Annotated in this window: 9 protein-coding genes; 6 read left to right on the top strand and 3 right to left on the bottom strand. The window is 69.7% G+C overall.

The features are described from left to right. Positions 1-434 precede the first annotated feature (434 nt). Positions 435-2,915, top strand: coding sequence for a CehA/McbA family metallohydrolase (locus ACH65_RS17390; protein ID WP_049623899.1), 2,481 nt, complete (start codon positions 435-437; stop codon positions 2,913-2,915). A 77-nt stretch (positions 2,916-2,992) separates the two neighbouring features. Here the strand turns inward: ACH65_RS17390 and ACH65_RS17395 are convergent, their stop codons facing one another. After that, positions 2,993-4,387, bottom strand: coding sequence for a sugar porter family MFS transporter (locus tag ACH65_RS17395; protein ID WP_049623900.1), 1,395 nt, complete (start codon positions 4,385-4,387; stop codon positions 2,993-2,995). Between the two features lie 439 nt (positions 4,388-4,826). On the opposite strand from ACH65_RS17395, the gene ACH65_RS17400 reads away from it, so the two are divergent. Beyond that, complete coding sequence (locus tag ACH65_RS17400) at positions 4,827-5,813, top strand: zinc-dependent alcohol dehydrogenase family protein (RefSeq protein ID WP_049623901.1); 987 nt, start codon at positions 4,827-4,829, stop codon at positions 5,811-5,813. A 227-nt stretch (positions 5,814-6,040) separates the two neighbouring features. On the opposite strand, the gene glnA is transcribed toward ACH65_RS17400, so the two are convergent. Then, entirely contained in the window at positions 6,041-7,480 is a 1,440-nt protein-coding gene (gene glnA, locus ACH65_RS17405) for a type I glutamate--ammonia ligase (RefSeq protein WP_425478327.1), read from the bottom strand. A 314-nt stretch (positions 7,481-7,794) separates the two neighbouring features. On the opposite strand from glnA, the gene ACH65_RS17410 reads away from it, so the two are divergent. Further along, a complete protein-coding gene (locus tag ACH65_RS17410) occupies positions 7,795-8,592 on the top strand; it encodes an undecaprenyl-diphosphate phosphatase (protein ID WP_049623902.1) in 798 nt (265 codons plus the stop codon). 34 nt (positions 8,593-8,626) lie between these two features. Here the strand turns inward: ACH65_RS17410 and ACH65_RS17415 are convergent, their stop codons facing one another. Continuing rightward, positions 8,627-9,580: a LysR family transcriptional regulator gene (locus ACH65_RS17415; RefSeq protein ID WP_049623903.1), complete on the bottom strand. Its 954-nt coding sequence runs from the start codon at positions 9,578-9,580 to the stop codon at positions 8,627-8,629. Between the two features lie 142 nt (positions 9,581-9,722). Between ACH65_RS17415 and ACH65_RS17420 the strand changes: the two genes are divergently transcribed. The 3 genes from ACH65_RS17420 to ACH65_RS17430 are packed head-to-tail and all read left to right on the top strand — an operon-like array spanning position 9,723 to position 15,595. Further along, the gene (locus tag ACH65_RS17420; RefSeq protein WP_049623904.1) at positions 9,723-10,928 is read left to right on the top strand and encodes an efflux RND transporter periplasmic adaptor subunit; all 1,206 of its coding nucleotides are present in this window, start codon (positions 9,723-9,725) and stop codon (positions 10,926-10,928) included. 19 nt (positions 10,929-10,947) lie between these two features. Further along, positions 10,948-14,139 carry an efflux RND transporter permease subunit gene (locus ACH65_RS17425; protein ID WP_049623905.1) on the top strand — a complete coding sequence of 1,064 codons (3,192 nt, stop codon included), beginning with the start codon at positions 10,948-10,950 and terminating at the stop codon, positions 14,137-14,139. Positions 14,140-14,143: 4 nt separating this feature from the next. Continuing rightward, positions 14,144-15,595 carry an efflux transporter outer membrane subunit gene (locus ACH65_RS17430; RefSeq protein ID WP_237561559.1) on the top strand — a complete coding sequence of 484 codons (1,452 nt, stop codon included), beginning with the start codon at positions 14,144-14,146 and terminating at the stop codon, positions 15,593-15,595. Positions 15,596-15,643: the final 48 nt, after the last annotated feature.

Consider the following 15,643-nt stretch of genomic DNA (forward strand, 5'->3'; position numbering starts at 1 on the left):
GGAACGGGGGCAAGATCACGGTGTCTCGCTGTGACGTCACTTGGTCCACAACGGGGGTCGCCAAGACAGGACGGCAAGTCTTGGCGTCCGGCTTTAGCCTCGGGCAGGCACCTACTTTGGGCCAATCTATGCCCACCGTAGCGGAGTGGACATCATCGTAAACAATTGATTTCAATACACCTCGACACACTTTGCCTACGCTCGTGCGGCAAAGTGCGTGCGCGGGGGCGCTACCTGCACAAACTATGGTCCGTCAGCTAGTACCGACTATGCGCCTGTGAACACTTGCGCCCCCCAAGCCCCGCGCGCGCGCCTTTCTGCGAACGGCCTGGCCACGATGGAGCAAGCCGTGATGGGCGACCGGTATTTGTCACGTAGGCCCGCTACAAGATCGGGCCGGGGGAATCGCTGACATCGTTTAGGGAGAAAGCCTGATGGATTTTGGAGTCAAAGCCGCCGCCGGCATGCTGCTGGCCGGCGCCATGGTGATTGCGCCCGCCCATGCGGCGGTGCTGCCGGATCACCAGGAATTCGATGCCATGCTGGAGGCGCCGTTCAAGGCCGACGGCGCGCGGCCGGTGGCGTTGCGCTTCACCTACCCCGGCGCCGCGCCGGGCACGGCGCTGGCCTGGGAGGTGGATGCGCTGGATCGCCAGGGCGCGGTGCTGCGCCACTGGCAGGGCCAGACCGCGCTCGGCGCCGGCGCGGCGGCGCAGGCCAGGCTGTCGTGGGACGGCCGCGACAGCCACGGCGACGCCCTGCCGGCCGGCTACGCCACGCTGCGCCTGCGCGCGGTGGCGCTGGACGAGGAGGTGGTCGCGCGCCTGGGCACCGGCCTGCCGGCCCAGGCGCTGGAGCGCGCGCTGCGCCTGGCGCCGGACGCGGTGCAGGAGCAGCGCCAGGACGTGCTGATCGGCGCGGTGCAACCGGCGGCGATGCCGGCCTTCCAGCCGCTCCGCGGCGGCCACGCGGCGGCCGCCCCGAGCCTCGGCACGCAGAGCCTCGCCGCGCAGTCGGTGAGCGCGGGCTCCCTGCCCTACACCATCTACTACGGCAACCTGCACAGCCAGACCAACCACAGCGACGGCGCCGGCCCGCTCACCAGCTGTACCGGCGAGCAGGCGCCGCAGAGCGGCGCCTACGGCCCGGCCGACGCCTATCAGTACGCGCTCAACCGCGGCCTGGACATGCTGATGACCTCCGAGCACAACCACATGTTCGACGGCTCCACCAGCACCAACACCTCGGCCGACCCGGCCACGGCCAAGAACCTGTTCCAGTCGGGCCTGCAGCAGGCGTCCTCGTTCCGCGCCGCGCACCCGTCCTTCCTCGCCGTCTACGGGCAGGAGTGGGGCGTGATCAGCAACGGCGGGCACATGAACATCTTCAACGCCGACGGCCTGATCGAGTGGGAGAAGAACAGCGCCGGCCAGCTGATCGGCGACTACGAGATCGCCAAGGGCGACTACGCCTCGCTGTACACGCTGATGCGCACCAAGGGCTGGATCGGCCAGTTCAACCATCCCTCCAGCAGCGGCCAGTTCGTGGTGGGCGGCACCAACTTCGGCTACACCGACGACGGCGACGCGGTAATGGTGCTGGCCGAGGTGCGCAACAGCTACGCCTTCTCCACCAACACCACCGAGACGGAGAGCGGGCGCAGCAGCTACGAGACGGCCTTCAACACCATCCTGGAGCGCGGCTACCACGTAGCGCCCAGCTCCGACCAGGACAACCACTGCGCCAACTGGGGCGCGAGCTTCACCAACCGCACCGGGGTGCTGATCCCGAACGGCACCGCGCTCGATCTCAACAGCTTCCTCGACGCGCTGCGCGCCCGCCGCGTGTTCGCCACCGAGGACAAGAACGCGCAGATCGTGCTCACCGCCAACGGCCACGTGATGGGCGAGCGCTTCAGCAACAGCGGCCCGCTCACCCTCACCGTCAACTACGCCAGCAGCACCGGCCACAGCGTGCAGCGCGTGCAGGTGTTCGAGGGCGTGCCGGGCAGCAACGGCACCGTGACCACCACCTCGGAAACCGCCACCACCACCATCACGCCCACTACCGGCACGCACTTCTACTACGCCAAGATCACCCAGGACGACGGCCTGCAGCTGTGGTCGGCCCCGGTGTGGATCACCCAGGGCAGCGGCGGCGGCTCGGGCGACACCACCGCGCCCACGGTGAGCGCCAGCGAGAGCGGCAGCAGCGGCACCATCACGCTCTCGGCCAGCGCCAGCGACAACGTGGGCGTGACCCGGGTGGAGTTCTACGTGGACGGCGCGCTCAAGGCCACCGACACCGCGAGTCCCTACCAGGCCAGCCTCGATTCCACCACGCTCGCCGACGGCAGCCACAGCCTGGTGGCCAAGGCCTACGACGCGGCCGGCAACGTGGGCAGCAGCAGCGCGGTGAGCTTCAGCACCAGCAACGGCAGCGGCGGCACCGCCACCGAGCTGATCAAGAACGGCGGCTTCGAGAGCGGCGCCACCTCCTGGACGCAGACCAGCGGCGCGATCACCAGCGACAGCGGCGAGGCGGCCCATGCCGGCAGCTGGAAGGCGTGGCTCGACGGCTACGGCAGCAGCCACACCGACTACGTGCGCCAGAGCATCGCCATCCCCGCGACCGCGACCAAGGCCACGCTGGACTTCTTCCTCCACGTGGACACGGCCGAGACCAGCACCAGCACGGCCTACGACACGCTGAAGGCGCAGATCATCACCTCCAGCGGCAGCTACGTCACCCTGGGCACCTGGTCCAACCTCGACGCCGGCAGCGGCTACGTCGAGCGCACCCTCGACCTGACCGCCTACCGCGGCCAGACCATCCAGGTGAACTTCTACGGCGTGGAAGACAGCAGCAGCCAGACCTCGTTCGTGGTGGACGACGTCAGCGTGAAAGTGCAGTGACCGGGACGGAGGGCTGTGCCCTCCCGCCAGCGCACGGCGCGGCCGCTCGTGGTCGCGCCGTGCCGGCCGGGCCGCGGCTAGACCGGATCGCCCAGCCGCCGCAGCGGCTTGCCCGCCATCAGGTTCTGCTCGATCTCGTCCAGCGCCACGCCGCGCGTCTCGGGCACCAGCCAGATGGTGAAGACCACGAAGAGCGCGTTGAGGGCCGCATACAGCACGAACGAATAGGACGCGCCGAGGGCCACCAGCAGGAAGGGGAAGCTGCCGCCCACGATCATGTTGGCCACCCAGTTGCACACGGTGGAGGCGGCGATGCCCACGTTGCGCGTGGCCAGCGGCTGCACCTCCGCGCACAGCACCCACATCAGCGGGCTGGCCGACAGCGCGCAGCCGGCGATGAACACCAGCAGCGCGATCACGGTGACGGCCTGCTCGGCCACCAGCACCGGCGCCCCGTGGCGCAGCATGAAGCCGACCAGCAGCAGGCTCGCGCCCATGGTGGCGAAGCCCGCGTACAGCGCCGGCTTGCGCCCCCAGTGGTCCACCACCTTCATCGCGATCGCGCTGACCAGCACGTTGATGAAGCCGATCAGGAAGGTGAGCCACAGCTGCGCGCCGGCCGCGTAGCCCATTTCCTCGAAGATCTTCGGCGCGTAGTACATCACCACGTTGATGCCGGTGAACTGCTGCATCGCCATCATCAGGATGCCGAGCAGGAAGGCGCGCCGCGCATGGCGGTTGCTGCGCAGGAAGCTGAAGCCGTGGCTGGGCTGTGCCATCTGCCGCTGGATGGCGCGCAGCTCCTTGTTCACCCGCGAGGGCACGTCGCCGCGCAGTTCCATCAGCACTTCGTAGGCGTCCTCCACGCGGTCCTGCATCACCAGCCACGCCGGGCTGTAGGGCAGGAAGCACACGCCGACCACGAACAGCACGCCCGGTATCGCGGTGATGCCCAGCATCCAGCGCCACGACTCGGTGGGCGCCAGCAGCGTGTTGGAGAGGAAGGCCAGCATGATGCCCACCGTCACCATCAGCTGGTAGGAGGACACCATCAGGCCGCGCTTGCTCGGCGGCGCGATCTCGGCGATGTACAGCGGCGTGTTGTAGCTGGCGATGCCCACGGCCACGCCCAGCACGATGCGCCAGGCGACCAGCGCGTTCACGCTCCAGGCCAGCGCGCAGCCCACCGCGCCGAGCACGAAGAAGAAGCCGCCCAGGATCAGCGAACGCTTGCGCCCCAGCGCGCTGGAAACGAATCCGCTGCCCAGCGCGCCGAGCGCGGCGCCCAGCATCATGCTGCTGACGATCCAGCCCAGGGTGTTCTCCGAAACCTGGAAGTCCTTCTGGATGAACGCCTGCGCGCCCGAGATCACGCCCACGTCGAGGCCGAACATGAGGCCGGCGAGCGAGGCCAGCAGGCCGATCATGAAGAGCTTGGAGCCGGCGGGCGGCGAGGTGGGCGGCGAGGACATGCGCAAACTCCTTATATTTATTTTTGGTGGATATGCGGCGCGAAGCACACCACGGCCGCGCGGCCAGCCGGACATCCTAAGGACGGAAACTCTAGCTGCTCCGGCACCTTGGTGCGGCATGTGCGTCACCACCGACCGCGGCGGCAAGCAGTGGCACACACGCCAGGCCACGCCCGTCGTGCGCCGAAGGCGCCTTCGAAAGCGGCTGGCGCGCACGCCTTGGCGCCTCGCAGACATGCGCCGTGGCGCAATCATGCGACGGCCTCGGCGCGGCCCGGACGTGCGCAAGCACACGCCATCTTGCCCGCGGGCGATGCGCCGCTTCTTGGCCCAGGTCAATGCCGCGTCGCGGACACCCGCTACGCTTGAGGCGCCGGTGCAGGACAGACGCGAGCGATGATACGGCCCGGCCCCGGCTTTCACCGCAGGAGAATTCTCGATGCGCGCGATGGTGCTGGATGCAGCCGGACAGGCGCTGCGGCTCGACCCGCAGCGGACCATGCCCGCCGCCGGGCCCGGCCAGGTGCTGCTGCGCGTGCACGCCTGCGGCGTCTGCCGCACGGACCTGCACGTGGTGGACGGCGAGCTGGTGCATCCGCACCTGCCGCTGGTGCCGGGCCACGAGATCGTGGGCACGGTGGCGGCCGTGGGGCCGGGCGTGGCGGGCATCGGGATCGGCCAACGCCTGGGCGTGCCGTGGCTGGGCTGGAGTTGCGGCGTCTGTGGCTACTGCCGCGGCGGCCGCGAGAACCTGTGCGAGCGCGCCCGCTTCACCGGCTACGACCTCGACGGCGGCTACGCCGACTACACGGTGGCGGACGCGCGCTTCTGCTTTCCCATCCCGCCGCAGTTCAGCGATGTCGAGGCGGCGCCACTGCTGTGCGCCGGACTGATCGGCTACCGCGCCTGGCGCCTGGCCGGCGAGGCGAAGCGGCTGGGCCTCTACGGCTTCGGCGCGGCCGCGCACATCGCGGTGCAGGTGGCGCGCCACTACGGCCAGGAGGTCTACGCCTTCACCCGCCCGGGCGATGCCGCCGGCCAGGCGTTCGCGCGCGCGCAGGGCGCGCACTGGGCCGGCGATGCGGGCCAGCCGGCGCCGGAGGCGCTCGATGCGGCGCTGATCTTCGCCCCCGCCGGCGAGCTGGTGCCCGCCGCGCTGGCGGCCACCGCCAGGGGCGGTACGGTGGTCTGCGCCGGCATCCACATGAGCGACATCCCGGCCTTTCCCTACCGCCTGCTGTGGGAGGAGCGCGTGCTGCGCTCGGTGGCCAACCTCACCCGCGCGGACGGCGAGGCCTTCATGGCGCTCGCCGCCGCCATTCCCATCCGCACCACCACCACGGCGTTCCCGCTGGAGCAGGCCAACGAGGCGCTGGCGCAGCTGCGCGGCGGGCGCCTCCACGGCGCGGCGGTGCTGTGCCCGTAGGAGCCTGTTCACGGCCTCCGGAGGCACCACGCGCCGTCACGCTCTGCCGGGGCGTGTCTTGCGCGCGACCTGCCGCCGCCGCATCCCTGTCGCGCGCAAGGCGCGCCCTGCCACGGCGGCAACGCTTCGCGGGGACATCGGGACCTTGCCGCCGGTCATGCGCAAACGCCGGAAACGATGACGGGCGCCGCAGCGCCCGCCCTCGTCCCTCTCCCCGGGAAAAACGATCAGATCGCGTAGTACAGCGCGTACTCCAGCGGGTGGGTGCTGGCGCGGAACTTGGTGACTTCCTGCATCTTGAGCTCGATGTAGGCGTCGATGAAGTCGTCGGTCATCACGCCGCCGGCCTTGAGGAACTCGCGGTCCTTGTCCAGCGCTTCCAGCGCCTGGTCGAGGCTGGAGCAGACCTGCGGGATGTTCTTCTCCTCTTCCGGCGGCAGGTCGTAGAGGTCCTTGTCCGACGGCGCGCCCGGGTCGATCTTGTTCAGGATGCCGTCCAGGCCCGCCATCATCAGCGCGGTGAAGGTGAGGTAGCCCGACTGCATCGGGTCGGGGAAGCGCACCTCGATGCGGCGGCCCTTGGGGCTGGACACGTACGGGATGCGGCAGCTCGCCGAGCGGTTGCGCGCCGAGTAGGCCAACATCACCGGCGCCTCGAAGCCCGGCACCAGGCGCTTGTAGCTGTTGGTGGTGGAGTTGGCGAAGGCGTTGATGGCCTTGGCGTGCTTGAAGATGCCGCCGATGTACCACAGCGCCAGCTGCGACAGGCCACCGTACAGCTCGCCGGAGAACAGGTTCTGGCCGTCCTTGCTGAGCGACTGGTGCACGTGCATGCCGCTGCCGTTGTCGCCGACGATCGGCTTGGGCATGAAGGTGACGGTCTTGCCGTTCTGGTGGGCCACGTTCTTGATGACGTACTTCATCGTCAGCAGTTCGTCGGCCTTGCGCACCAGGGTGTTGAACTTGGTGCCGATCTCGCACTGGCCGGCGTTGGCCACCTCGTGGTGGTGCACTTCCACCGTCTGGCCGAGCGATTCGAGCACCTTGCACATGTCGGCGCGCAGGTCGCCCAGCGAGTCGACCGGGCTGACCGGGAAGTAGCCGCCCTTCACGCCCGGGCGGTGGCCGCTGTTGCCCTCGTCGTACTTGTAGCGCGAGCTCCAGGCCGCTTCCTGCGACTCGATCTCGTAGAACACGCGGCCCATGTCGTTCTGCCAGCGCACCGAGTCGAAGATGAAGAACTCCGGCTCCGGCCCGAAGAAGGCGGCGTCGGCGATGCCGGTGGACCTGAGGTAGGTCTCGGCACGCTTGGCGATCGAGCGCGGGTCGCGGCCGTAGTGCCCCAGGGTGGAGGGCTCGAGCACGTCGCAGTGCAGGATCAGCTGCTTGTGCGCGCTGAACGGGTCGAGGTGCGCGGTGGCCGGATCCGGCAGCAGCACCATGTCCGACTCGTTGATGCCTTTCCAGCCGGCGATTGAGGAGCCGTCGAACATCTTGCCGTCCGCGAAGGTCGACAGCTCGATGGTATGTGCGGGGAAGGTGACGTGGTGGTGCTTGCCGAGCATGTCGGCGAAACGCAGATCGATGAACTCGACCTCGTGTTCCTGGATCAGGTCGAGCACTTGCTGGGCGGCGATCAGGTCGATCTCTTGCTGGGCGGACGACATGGATAACCTCGGTGAAACGGAATGGATCGGAAAGGTCTTAACGACCCGCAACCATGGCAAATCCCATGCCATGGACGGAAAACCCGACACGGCAAGCACTTGGGCGCCTTGCAGCCTACGCCGCCGACGCCCGGGCGCCCAATATGGGGGCAATAAAGTAAGACACTTGAACCAACTCAGGGCAAGATCATGCGACGAATCGTCCCCGCCTTCGCCCCATCCTCGCCCGCTTCCCGCCAGACCCGCGGACGCAATCGCCGACCGATCCCCGTAAGCTATCGGGCTTTGCGTCCCGGCCCGGAGCCTGCCACCCCGTGAGCGATCTCATCTGCGTCATCCTGCTCGGCATCATCGAAGGCATCACGGAGTTCCTGCCGATCTCCAGCACCGGCCACCTGCTGATCGCCGAGAAGCTCGGCCTCGGCGCCCGCTCGGACTTGTTCAACGTGGGCATCCAGGCCGGCGCGATCCTGGCGGTGACGCTGATTTATTGGAAGCGGCTGTGGCAGCTGCTGACGCGCTGGCAGGAGCCGGCCAACCGCGACTACCTGGCCAAGCTGGTGGTGGCCTTTCTGATCACCGCGGTGCTCGGCTTCGTGGCGGTGAAGCTCGGCTTCACACTGCCCGAGACGGTGACGCCGGTGGCCTGGGCGCTGGTGATCGGCGGTCTGTGGATGCTCGGCGCCGAGGCGCTGGCGGCGCGCCAGCCCGAGCGCAGTGCGGTGACCTGGCGGGTGGCGATCTGGGTCGGCCTGGCGCAGATGGTGGCGGGCATTTTCCCCGGCACCTCGCGCTCGGCGGCCACCATCTTCGCCGCCCTGCTCGCCGGCACCAGCCAGCGCGCCGCGGCCACCGAGTTCGCCTTCCTGGTCGGCATCCCCACCATGTACGCGGCCACCGGCTACGAACTGCTCAAGGTGGTCAAGGACGGCGGCGCCGCGCACGAGGACTGGAGCGCGCTCGCCGTCGGCTTCGTGGTTTCGGCGGTGGTGGCCTTCGCCGCGGTGAAGTGGCTGCTGGGCTACATCCGCGGCCACCGCTACACGCCGTTCGCGCTGTACCGCATCGCACTGGGCGCGCTGCTGCTGCTGTGGCTGCCGGCCGGCGGCTGAGCCGGCCGGGCGGTGCCGATCGAGCCGGACCGGCTCAGGCCTCGACGGCGGCCCGCTCCACGCTTTCCGGCGCCGCCAGCTTGCACCAGGCCGGCTCGTTGGTGCGCTCGAACAGCTCGCGCACCCATTCGATGAAGGCCTGCACGCGCGCCGACAGGTGCTTCTTCTGCGGGTAGACGATCCACACCGGCTTGCCAACCGACATGGTGTCGGTCATCACCAGCTGCAGCATGCCCTGGCTCAGCGCGCACGAGGCCAGCACGTACGGGGTCTGGGTAATGCCCAGGCCCGAGATCACGGCCTGCAGGATCGACTCGGCGTCGTTGATCAGGAGATGCGCGTCGATGTCCACCGCCATCGGCCCGCTCGGCGTGTCGAACTGCCACTGCCGCGGCTTGCCGTCGGGCATCACGTAGTTGATGCAGCGGTGCTGCCGGAGGTCCTCGATGCTGCGCGGGGTGCCGTGCTGGGCGAGGTAGGCCGGCGCGGCCACCACCACGTTGCGCAGGTAGCCGATCTTGCGCGCAATCAGGTTGGAATCCTGCAGCTCGCCCAGGCGCACCGAGCATTCGATGCCTTCCTCGTTGAGGTCGTAGGGGTAGTCGCACATCGCCATGTCGAGGCGGATGTCGGGGTAGCGCTGCTCGAATTCGGCCAGCCGGGGGATCAGCACCGTGCGCCCGATCGCCGCCGGCATGCCCACCCGCAGCTTGCCGCGGGGCTTGCGGCTGGCGTGGTTGAGCGACTCCACCGCCTCGCCGAGATCGGCAAGGATCTCCCGGCAACGCGCATGGAACGCGGCGCCATCGTCGGTGAGGCGCAAGGCGCGGGTGGAGCGGAAAAGCAGCCGCGCGCCGAGCTGTTCCTCCAGCCGCGACACCGCGCGGCTGACGCCGGATGGCGTCATGCCGAGCTGGGTGGCAGCGGCGGCGAAGCTTTTGGCTTCCACCACGCGCACGAAGGTCGAAATGGCGGAAAAGTCTTCCATGGGATCACTTTCTAGACCATTCGTGACTCGGAGTCACTACCGCATTGCACCATGAGGGTATTTTCTATACCGGCCGGTGCAACTAATCTGCGCACCCTTGCCCTGCCTGTACTGGCCGGTGCACTAAATACGGGAGCGCACCATGAAACCTCGCTGGATCCTAGCCACCCTCGCCATCCTCGCCGCCGGCGGCAGCTGGGCCCTGCTCGGCGACCACGGCAGCAGCCATGCCCAGAGCGGCGGTGCCGGCGCCGGCCTGCCCGCCGTTACCGTCGCCCAGCCACTGGTGCGCAGCGTCGACGACGCCAGCACCTTCACCGGCCGCATGCAGGCGGTGGACACCGTGCAGGTGCGCCCGCGCGTGGGCGGCTACGTCGAATCGGTGCACTTCACCGAAGGTGCCCTGGTGCACAAGGGCGACCTGCTGTTCCGTATCGACCCGCGCCCCTACCGCGCCGAATCCGACCGCCTCGCCGCCACCCTGAGCCAGGCCCGCGCCGAGCAGGTGTTGGCCCAGGCCAACGCGCAGCGCGCGCAGAAGCTGCTCGACCAGCACGCCATCGCCCGCGAGGAGGCCGACCGCCAGATCACCGCCGGGCAGAGCGCCAAGGCCCAGGTGGCCGCCACCGCCGCCGCGCTGGACGCGGCCCAGCTCAACCTCGGCTTCACCGAGGTGCGCGCGCCGATCGACGGGCGCGTCTCCAACGCCCAGGTGACCCCGGGCAACCTGGTCACCCCGTCCGACGTGCTCACCAGCGTGGTCAGCGTGAACCCGGTCTACGCCTATTTCGACATCGACGAGCACAGCTACCTCAAGCTCGACCGCCTGCGCCGCGAGCAGCACGCCGCGCCGCAGGTGGCGATGGGCCTGGTGGACGAGGACGGCTACCCGCACGCGGGCCGCATCGACTTCGTCGACAACCAGCTGCGCGCCACCAGCGGCACCATCCGCCTGCGCGCGGTGTTCGACAACGCCGACGGCGCCTACACGCCGGGCCTGTACGTGCGCCTGCAGCTCAGCAGCACGAACCGCACCCCGCGCGTGCTGATCGACGACCGCGCGGTGGGCACCGACCTCGGCAACAAGTTCGTCTACGTGCTGGGCAAGGACCGCAAGGTGAGCTACCGCAAGGTCACCCTCGGCCCGCTGGCCGGCGGCCTGCGCGTGGTGGAGGAAGGCCTCGCCGCCGGCGACGTGGTGGTGGTGAACGGCCTGCAGCACGTGCGCCCCGGCATGGAAGTGAACCCGACCACGGTCGCCATGGACAGCCGCAGCCTCGACGCCGGCCAGGGCCTCGCCGGCGCCGGCAAGGCACGCCACGGCGACACGCTGACCGCCCAGGATTGATCACCGCAGGACTGATCCGATGAAACTCGCTCAATACTTCGTGGATCGGCCGATCCTCGCCGGCGTGCTGTCGGTGCTGCTGGTGATCGCCGGTTCCATCGCCCTCACCCGTTTGCCGATCGGCGAATACCCGGAAGTGGTGCCGCCCACCGTGGTGGTGCGCGCCAGCTTCCCCGGCGCCAACCCCAAGGTGATCGCCGCCACCGTCGCCACCCCGCTGGAAGAACAGATCAACGGCGTGGAGGGCATGCTCTACACCTCCTCGCAGGCGACCAGCGACGGCGCGATGACGCTCACCGTGACCTTCGCGCTGGGCACCGACCTCGACAACGCGCAGGTGCAGGTGCAGAACCGCGTCTCCCAGGCGCTGCCGCGTCTGCCCGATGAAGTGCAGCGGCTCGGCGTGACCACGCAGAAGAGCTCGCCCGACCTCACCATGGTGGTGCACCTGATCTCGCCCGACCAGCGCTACGACATGCTGTACCTGTCGAACTACGCGCGGCTGCACATCAAGGACCAGCTCGCGCGCCTGGACGGCGTGGGCGACGTGCAGCTGTTCGGCGCCGGCGAGTACTCGATGCGCGTGTGGCTGGACCCCGAGCGCCTGGCCCTGCGCGGCCTGACCACCGGCGACGTGGTGAACGCGATCCGCGAGCAGAACCTGGACGTGGCCGCCGGCGCGCTGAACGCCCCGCCGGCGCGCAACAATTCCGCCTTCCAGCTCAACATCAACACCCGCGGCCGCCTGGTCACCGAGGAGGACTTCGCCCACATCGTGCTGCGCAGCTCGCCCGACGGCGCGGTGACGCACCTGAGCGACGTGGCGCGCGTCGAGCTGGGCTCCAACAACTACGCGCTGCGCAGCCTGCTCGACAACCGCCCGGCGGTGGCGCTGCCGATCTTCCAGCGCCCCGGCTCCAACGCGATCCAGATCTCCGACGAGGTCCGCGCGCTGATGGCGGACCTCAAGAAGGACTTCCCGCAGGGCGTGGACTACCGCATCGTCTACGACCCCACGGTGTTCGTGCGCGGCTCGATCGAGGCGGTGGTGCACACGCTGTTCGAGGCCATCGTGCTGGTGGTGCTGGTGGTGATCCTGTTCCTGCAGACCTGGCGCGCCTCGATCATCCCGCTGATCGCGGTGCCGGTGTCGCTGGTGGGCACCTTCGCGGTGATGTACCTCGCCGGCTTCTCGCTCAACGCGCTGTCGCTGTTCGGTCTGGTGCTGGCGATCGGCATCGTGGTGGACGACGCCATCGTGGTGGTGGAGAACGTGGAGCGGCACATCGAGCACGGCCAGCCGCCGAAGGAGGCCACGCGCCTGGCGATGGACGAGGTGACCGGGCCGATCATCGCCACCGCCCTGGTGCTGTGCGCGGTGTTCGTGCCGGCGGCCTTCATCAGCGGCCTCACCGGCCAGTTCTACCGCCAGTTCGCGCTCACCATCGCCATCTCCACGGTGATCTCGGCGTTCAACTCGCTGACCCTGAGCCCGGCGCTCTCCGCGCTGCTGCTGAAGGGCCACGACGCGCCCAAGGACAAGCTCAGCGTGTGGCTGGAGAAGGGCCTCGGCTGGCTGTTCCGCCCGTTCAACCGGATGTTCCTGAGCGGCGCCGAGCGCTACGTGGGCGGCGTGCGCCGCGTGCTCGGCAAGGGCGCGGTGGCGCTCGTGGTGTACGGCGGCCTGGTGCTGCTCGGCCTGTTCGGCTTCGCCAAGGTGCCCACCGGCTTCGTGCCGGCGCAGGACAAACAGTACCTGGTGGCCTTCGCCCAGCTGCCCGACGCCGCCTCGCTGGACCGCAGCGAGGACGTGATCCGCCGCATGAGCGAGATCGCGCTCAAGCAGCCGGGCGTGGAGAACGCGGTGGCCTTCCCGGGCCTGTCGATCAACGGCTTCACCAACAGCCCCAACTCCGGCATCGTGTTCGCCACCCTGAAGCCCTTCGAGGAGCGGCGCGACGCCTCGCTCTCGGCCGGCGCCATCGCCGGCGCGCTGAACCAGAAGTTCGCGGCCATCCAGGACGCCTACATCGCGGTGTTCCCGCCGCCGCCGGTGATGGGCCTGGGCACGATCGGCGGCTTCCGCCTCCAGATCGAGGATCGCGGCGACCTCGGCTTCGAGGAGCTGTACAAGCAGACCCAGGGCCTGATCGGCGCGAGCCAGAAGACGCCGGCGCTGGCGGGGCTGTTCTCCAGCTACCAGGTGAGCGTGCCGCAGATCGACGCCGACGTGGACCGCGAGAAGGCCAAGGCCGAGGGCGTGGACCTGACCGACGCCTACCAGACCATGCAGGCGTACTTAGGCTCGCTCTACGTCAACGACTTCAACCGCTTCGGCCGCACCTACCAGGTGAACGTGTCCGCCGAGCCCGGCTTCCGCCACGAGCCGGAGGACATGCTGCAGCTCAAGACCCGCAACGCGCAGGGCGAGCTGGTGCCGCTGGGCTCCTTCGTCAGCGTGCGTCAGAGCGCCGGCCCCGACCGCGTGCAGCACTACAACGGCTTCCCCACCGCCGAGATCAACGGCGGCCCGGCGCCGGGCTTCAGCTCGGGCCAGGCGCAGGCGGCGATGGAGAAGCTGGCCAAGGACAACCTGCCCAACGGCATGAGCTACGAGTGGACCGAGCTGACCTACCAGCAGATCCTGGCCGGCAACACCGCGGTGCTGGTGTTCCCGCTGTGCGTGCTGCTGGTGTACCTGGTGCTGGCCTCGCTGTACGAGAGCCTCTCCCTGCCGCTGGCGGTGATCCTGATCGTGCCGATGGTGCTGCTCTCGGCCATCACCGGCGTGTGGCTCTCGCACGGGGACAACAACATCTTCACCCAGATCGGCCTGATCGTACTGGTGGGTCTGGCGTGCAAGAACGCGATCCTGATCGTGGAGTTCGCCCGCGAGGCGCAGATCAAGGAAGGCATGAGCCGCGTGCAGGCGGTGCTGGAGGCGGCGCGGCTGCGCTTGCGCCCGATCCTGATGACCTCCTTCGCCTTCATCATGGGCGTGGTGCCGCTGGTCACCTCGCACGGTGCCGGCGCGGAGATGCGCCATGCGATGGGCGTGGCGGTGTTCGCCGGCATGCTCGGCGTGACCTTCTTCGGCCTCTTGTTCACCCCGCTGTTCTACGTGCTGATCCGCGGCTGGGTGGAGCGGATGGAGGCGCGCCGCCAGGCGCGCCGCGCCGCCCGCCTCACCACCGCCGTGCAGGAGCATTGATCCCATGCGCATGATCCCTTCCTTCCACCGCGCGGCGCGCCTCGGCGCGCTCGCCACCGCGCTGCTGCTGGCCGGCTGCCTCAGCGTCGGGCCCGACTACAAGCGGCCGCAGGAGGCCGCGCCCAAACTGGTCGGCGTGGACCCGGCGCAGCAGAGCGCGCAGGACTTCCAGGCCGACTGGTGGCGGCAGTTCAACGACCCCACGCTGGACGCGCTGGTGGTGCGCGCGGCGAAGAACAGCCCGGACCTGAAGATCGCCCTGGCCCGCCTGCGCGAGGCGCGCGCGGTGCTGGGCAGCGCCCGCGCCGACCAGTGGCCGACCATCGACACCGGCGCGAGCTACACCCGCAGCCGCGAGCAGATCCCGCCCTTCCTCTCGCAACGCACCACCAGCACCACCTACCAGGCCGGCTTCGACGCCAGCTGGGAGCTGGACCTGTTCGGCGGCGTGCGGCGCGAGGTGGAGGCGGCGCGGGCCGACGCGGACGCCGGCGCGGCCTCGCTGCAGGACGCGCAGGTGACGCTGTTCGCCGAGGTGGCCCGCTACTACTTCGACCTGCGCGGCACCCAGCTGCGGGTGCAGGTGGCCCAGCGCGACATCGCCAACCAGCAGGCCTCGCTCAAGCTGGTGCGCGCCCGCGCCGAGATCGGCACCGGCTCGGAGCAGGACGTGGCCAGCGCCAGCGCGCGCCTGGCCGCGGTGGAGGCGCAGCTGCCGCTGCTCGACGCCCAGGCCCAGGCCGACCAGTTCCGCCTCGCGGTGCTGCTGGGCGAGCGCCCCGGCGCGCTGGACATCGACCTCTCGCCGGCCAGCTTCCGCCCCATCGACGTGGCGCTGCCGATCGGCAACGCCGCCGACGTGCTTGAGCGCCGGCCGGACATCCGCATCGCCGAGCGCAGCCTCGCCGCCGCCAACGCGCGCATCGGCGTGGCCAAGGCGGAGTGGTTCCCGCACATCGCGCTGGGCGGTTTCGTGGGCTTTCTCGCCGGGCGCAGCAACGACTTCGGCGGCGCCGACTCGCGCGCCTGGTCGCTGGCGCCGAGCATCCGCTGGTCCGGCCTCAACGTGCAGCGCGTGCGCTCGGGCGTGAAGGCCAGCGAGGCGCGTGCCGACGCGGCGCTCGCCACCTACCAGCGCACCGTGCTGCAGGCGCTGGAAGACGTGGACAACGCCCTGGTCGGCTTCAACCGCCAGCGCGAGCGGGTCGGCAAGCTCGCCGAGCAGGCCGACCAGAGCCGCCGCGCGGCCGAGCTGGCGCGCATCCGCTACGAGGCCGGCGCCATCGACTACCTCGAACTGCTCGACACCGAACGCACCCAGCTCACCGCCGAGGACCAGCTCGCCGAGGCCGAGGCCGGCGTGAACCTCGGGGCGATCGCCGTGTACAAGGCGCTCGGCGGCGGCTGGCAGGCCTGCGGCGACGAGCGCTGCACCCAGCTGGCCAAGGCGCCATGACCGCGGCGGCGCGCGGCGCGCGGCGCACGGCGGCGGCAGCCCCGGCGC

The organism is Frateuria defendens, from assembly GCF_001182895.1.
In the GTDB taxonomy this organism is placed as follows: Bacteria; Pseudomonadota; Gammaproteobacteria; order Xanthomonadales; family Rhodanobacteraceae; genus Frateuria_B; species Frateuria_B defendens.

Coding starts and splice junctions, on each gene's coding strand:
- ACH65_RS17390 (WP_049623899.1), top strand. CDS start 435: ATGGATTTTGGAGTCAAAGCCGCCGCCGGCATGCTGCTGGCCGGCGCC.
- ACH65_RS17395 (WP_049623900.1), bottom strand. CDS start 4,387: ATGTCCTCGCCGCCCACCTCGCCGCCCGCCGGCTCCAAGCTCTTCATG.
- ACH65_RS17400 (WP_049623901.1), top strand. CDS start 4,827: ATGCGCGCGATGGTGCTGGATGCAGCCGGACAGGCGCTGCGGCTCGAC.
- glnA (WP_425478327.1), bottom strand. CDS start 7,480: ATGTCGTCCGCCCAGCAAGAGATCGACCTGATCGCCGCCCAGCAAGTG.
- ACH65_RS17415 (WP_049623903.1), bottom strand. CDS start 9,580: ATGGAAGACTTTTCCGCCATTTCGACCTTCGTGCGCGTGGTGGAAGCC.
- ACH65_RS17420 (WP_049623904.1), top strand. CDS start 9,723: ATGAAACCTCGCTGGATCCTAGCCACCCTCGCCATCCTCGCCGCCGGC.
- ACH65_RS17425 (WP_049623905.1), top strand. CDS start 10,948: ATGAAACTCGCTCAATACTTCGTGGATCGGCCGATCCTCGCCGGCGTG.
- ACH65_RS17430 (WP_237561559.1), top strand. CDS start 14,144: ATGCGCATGATCCCTTCCTTCCACCGCGCGGCGCGCCTCGGCGCGCTC.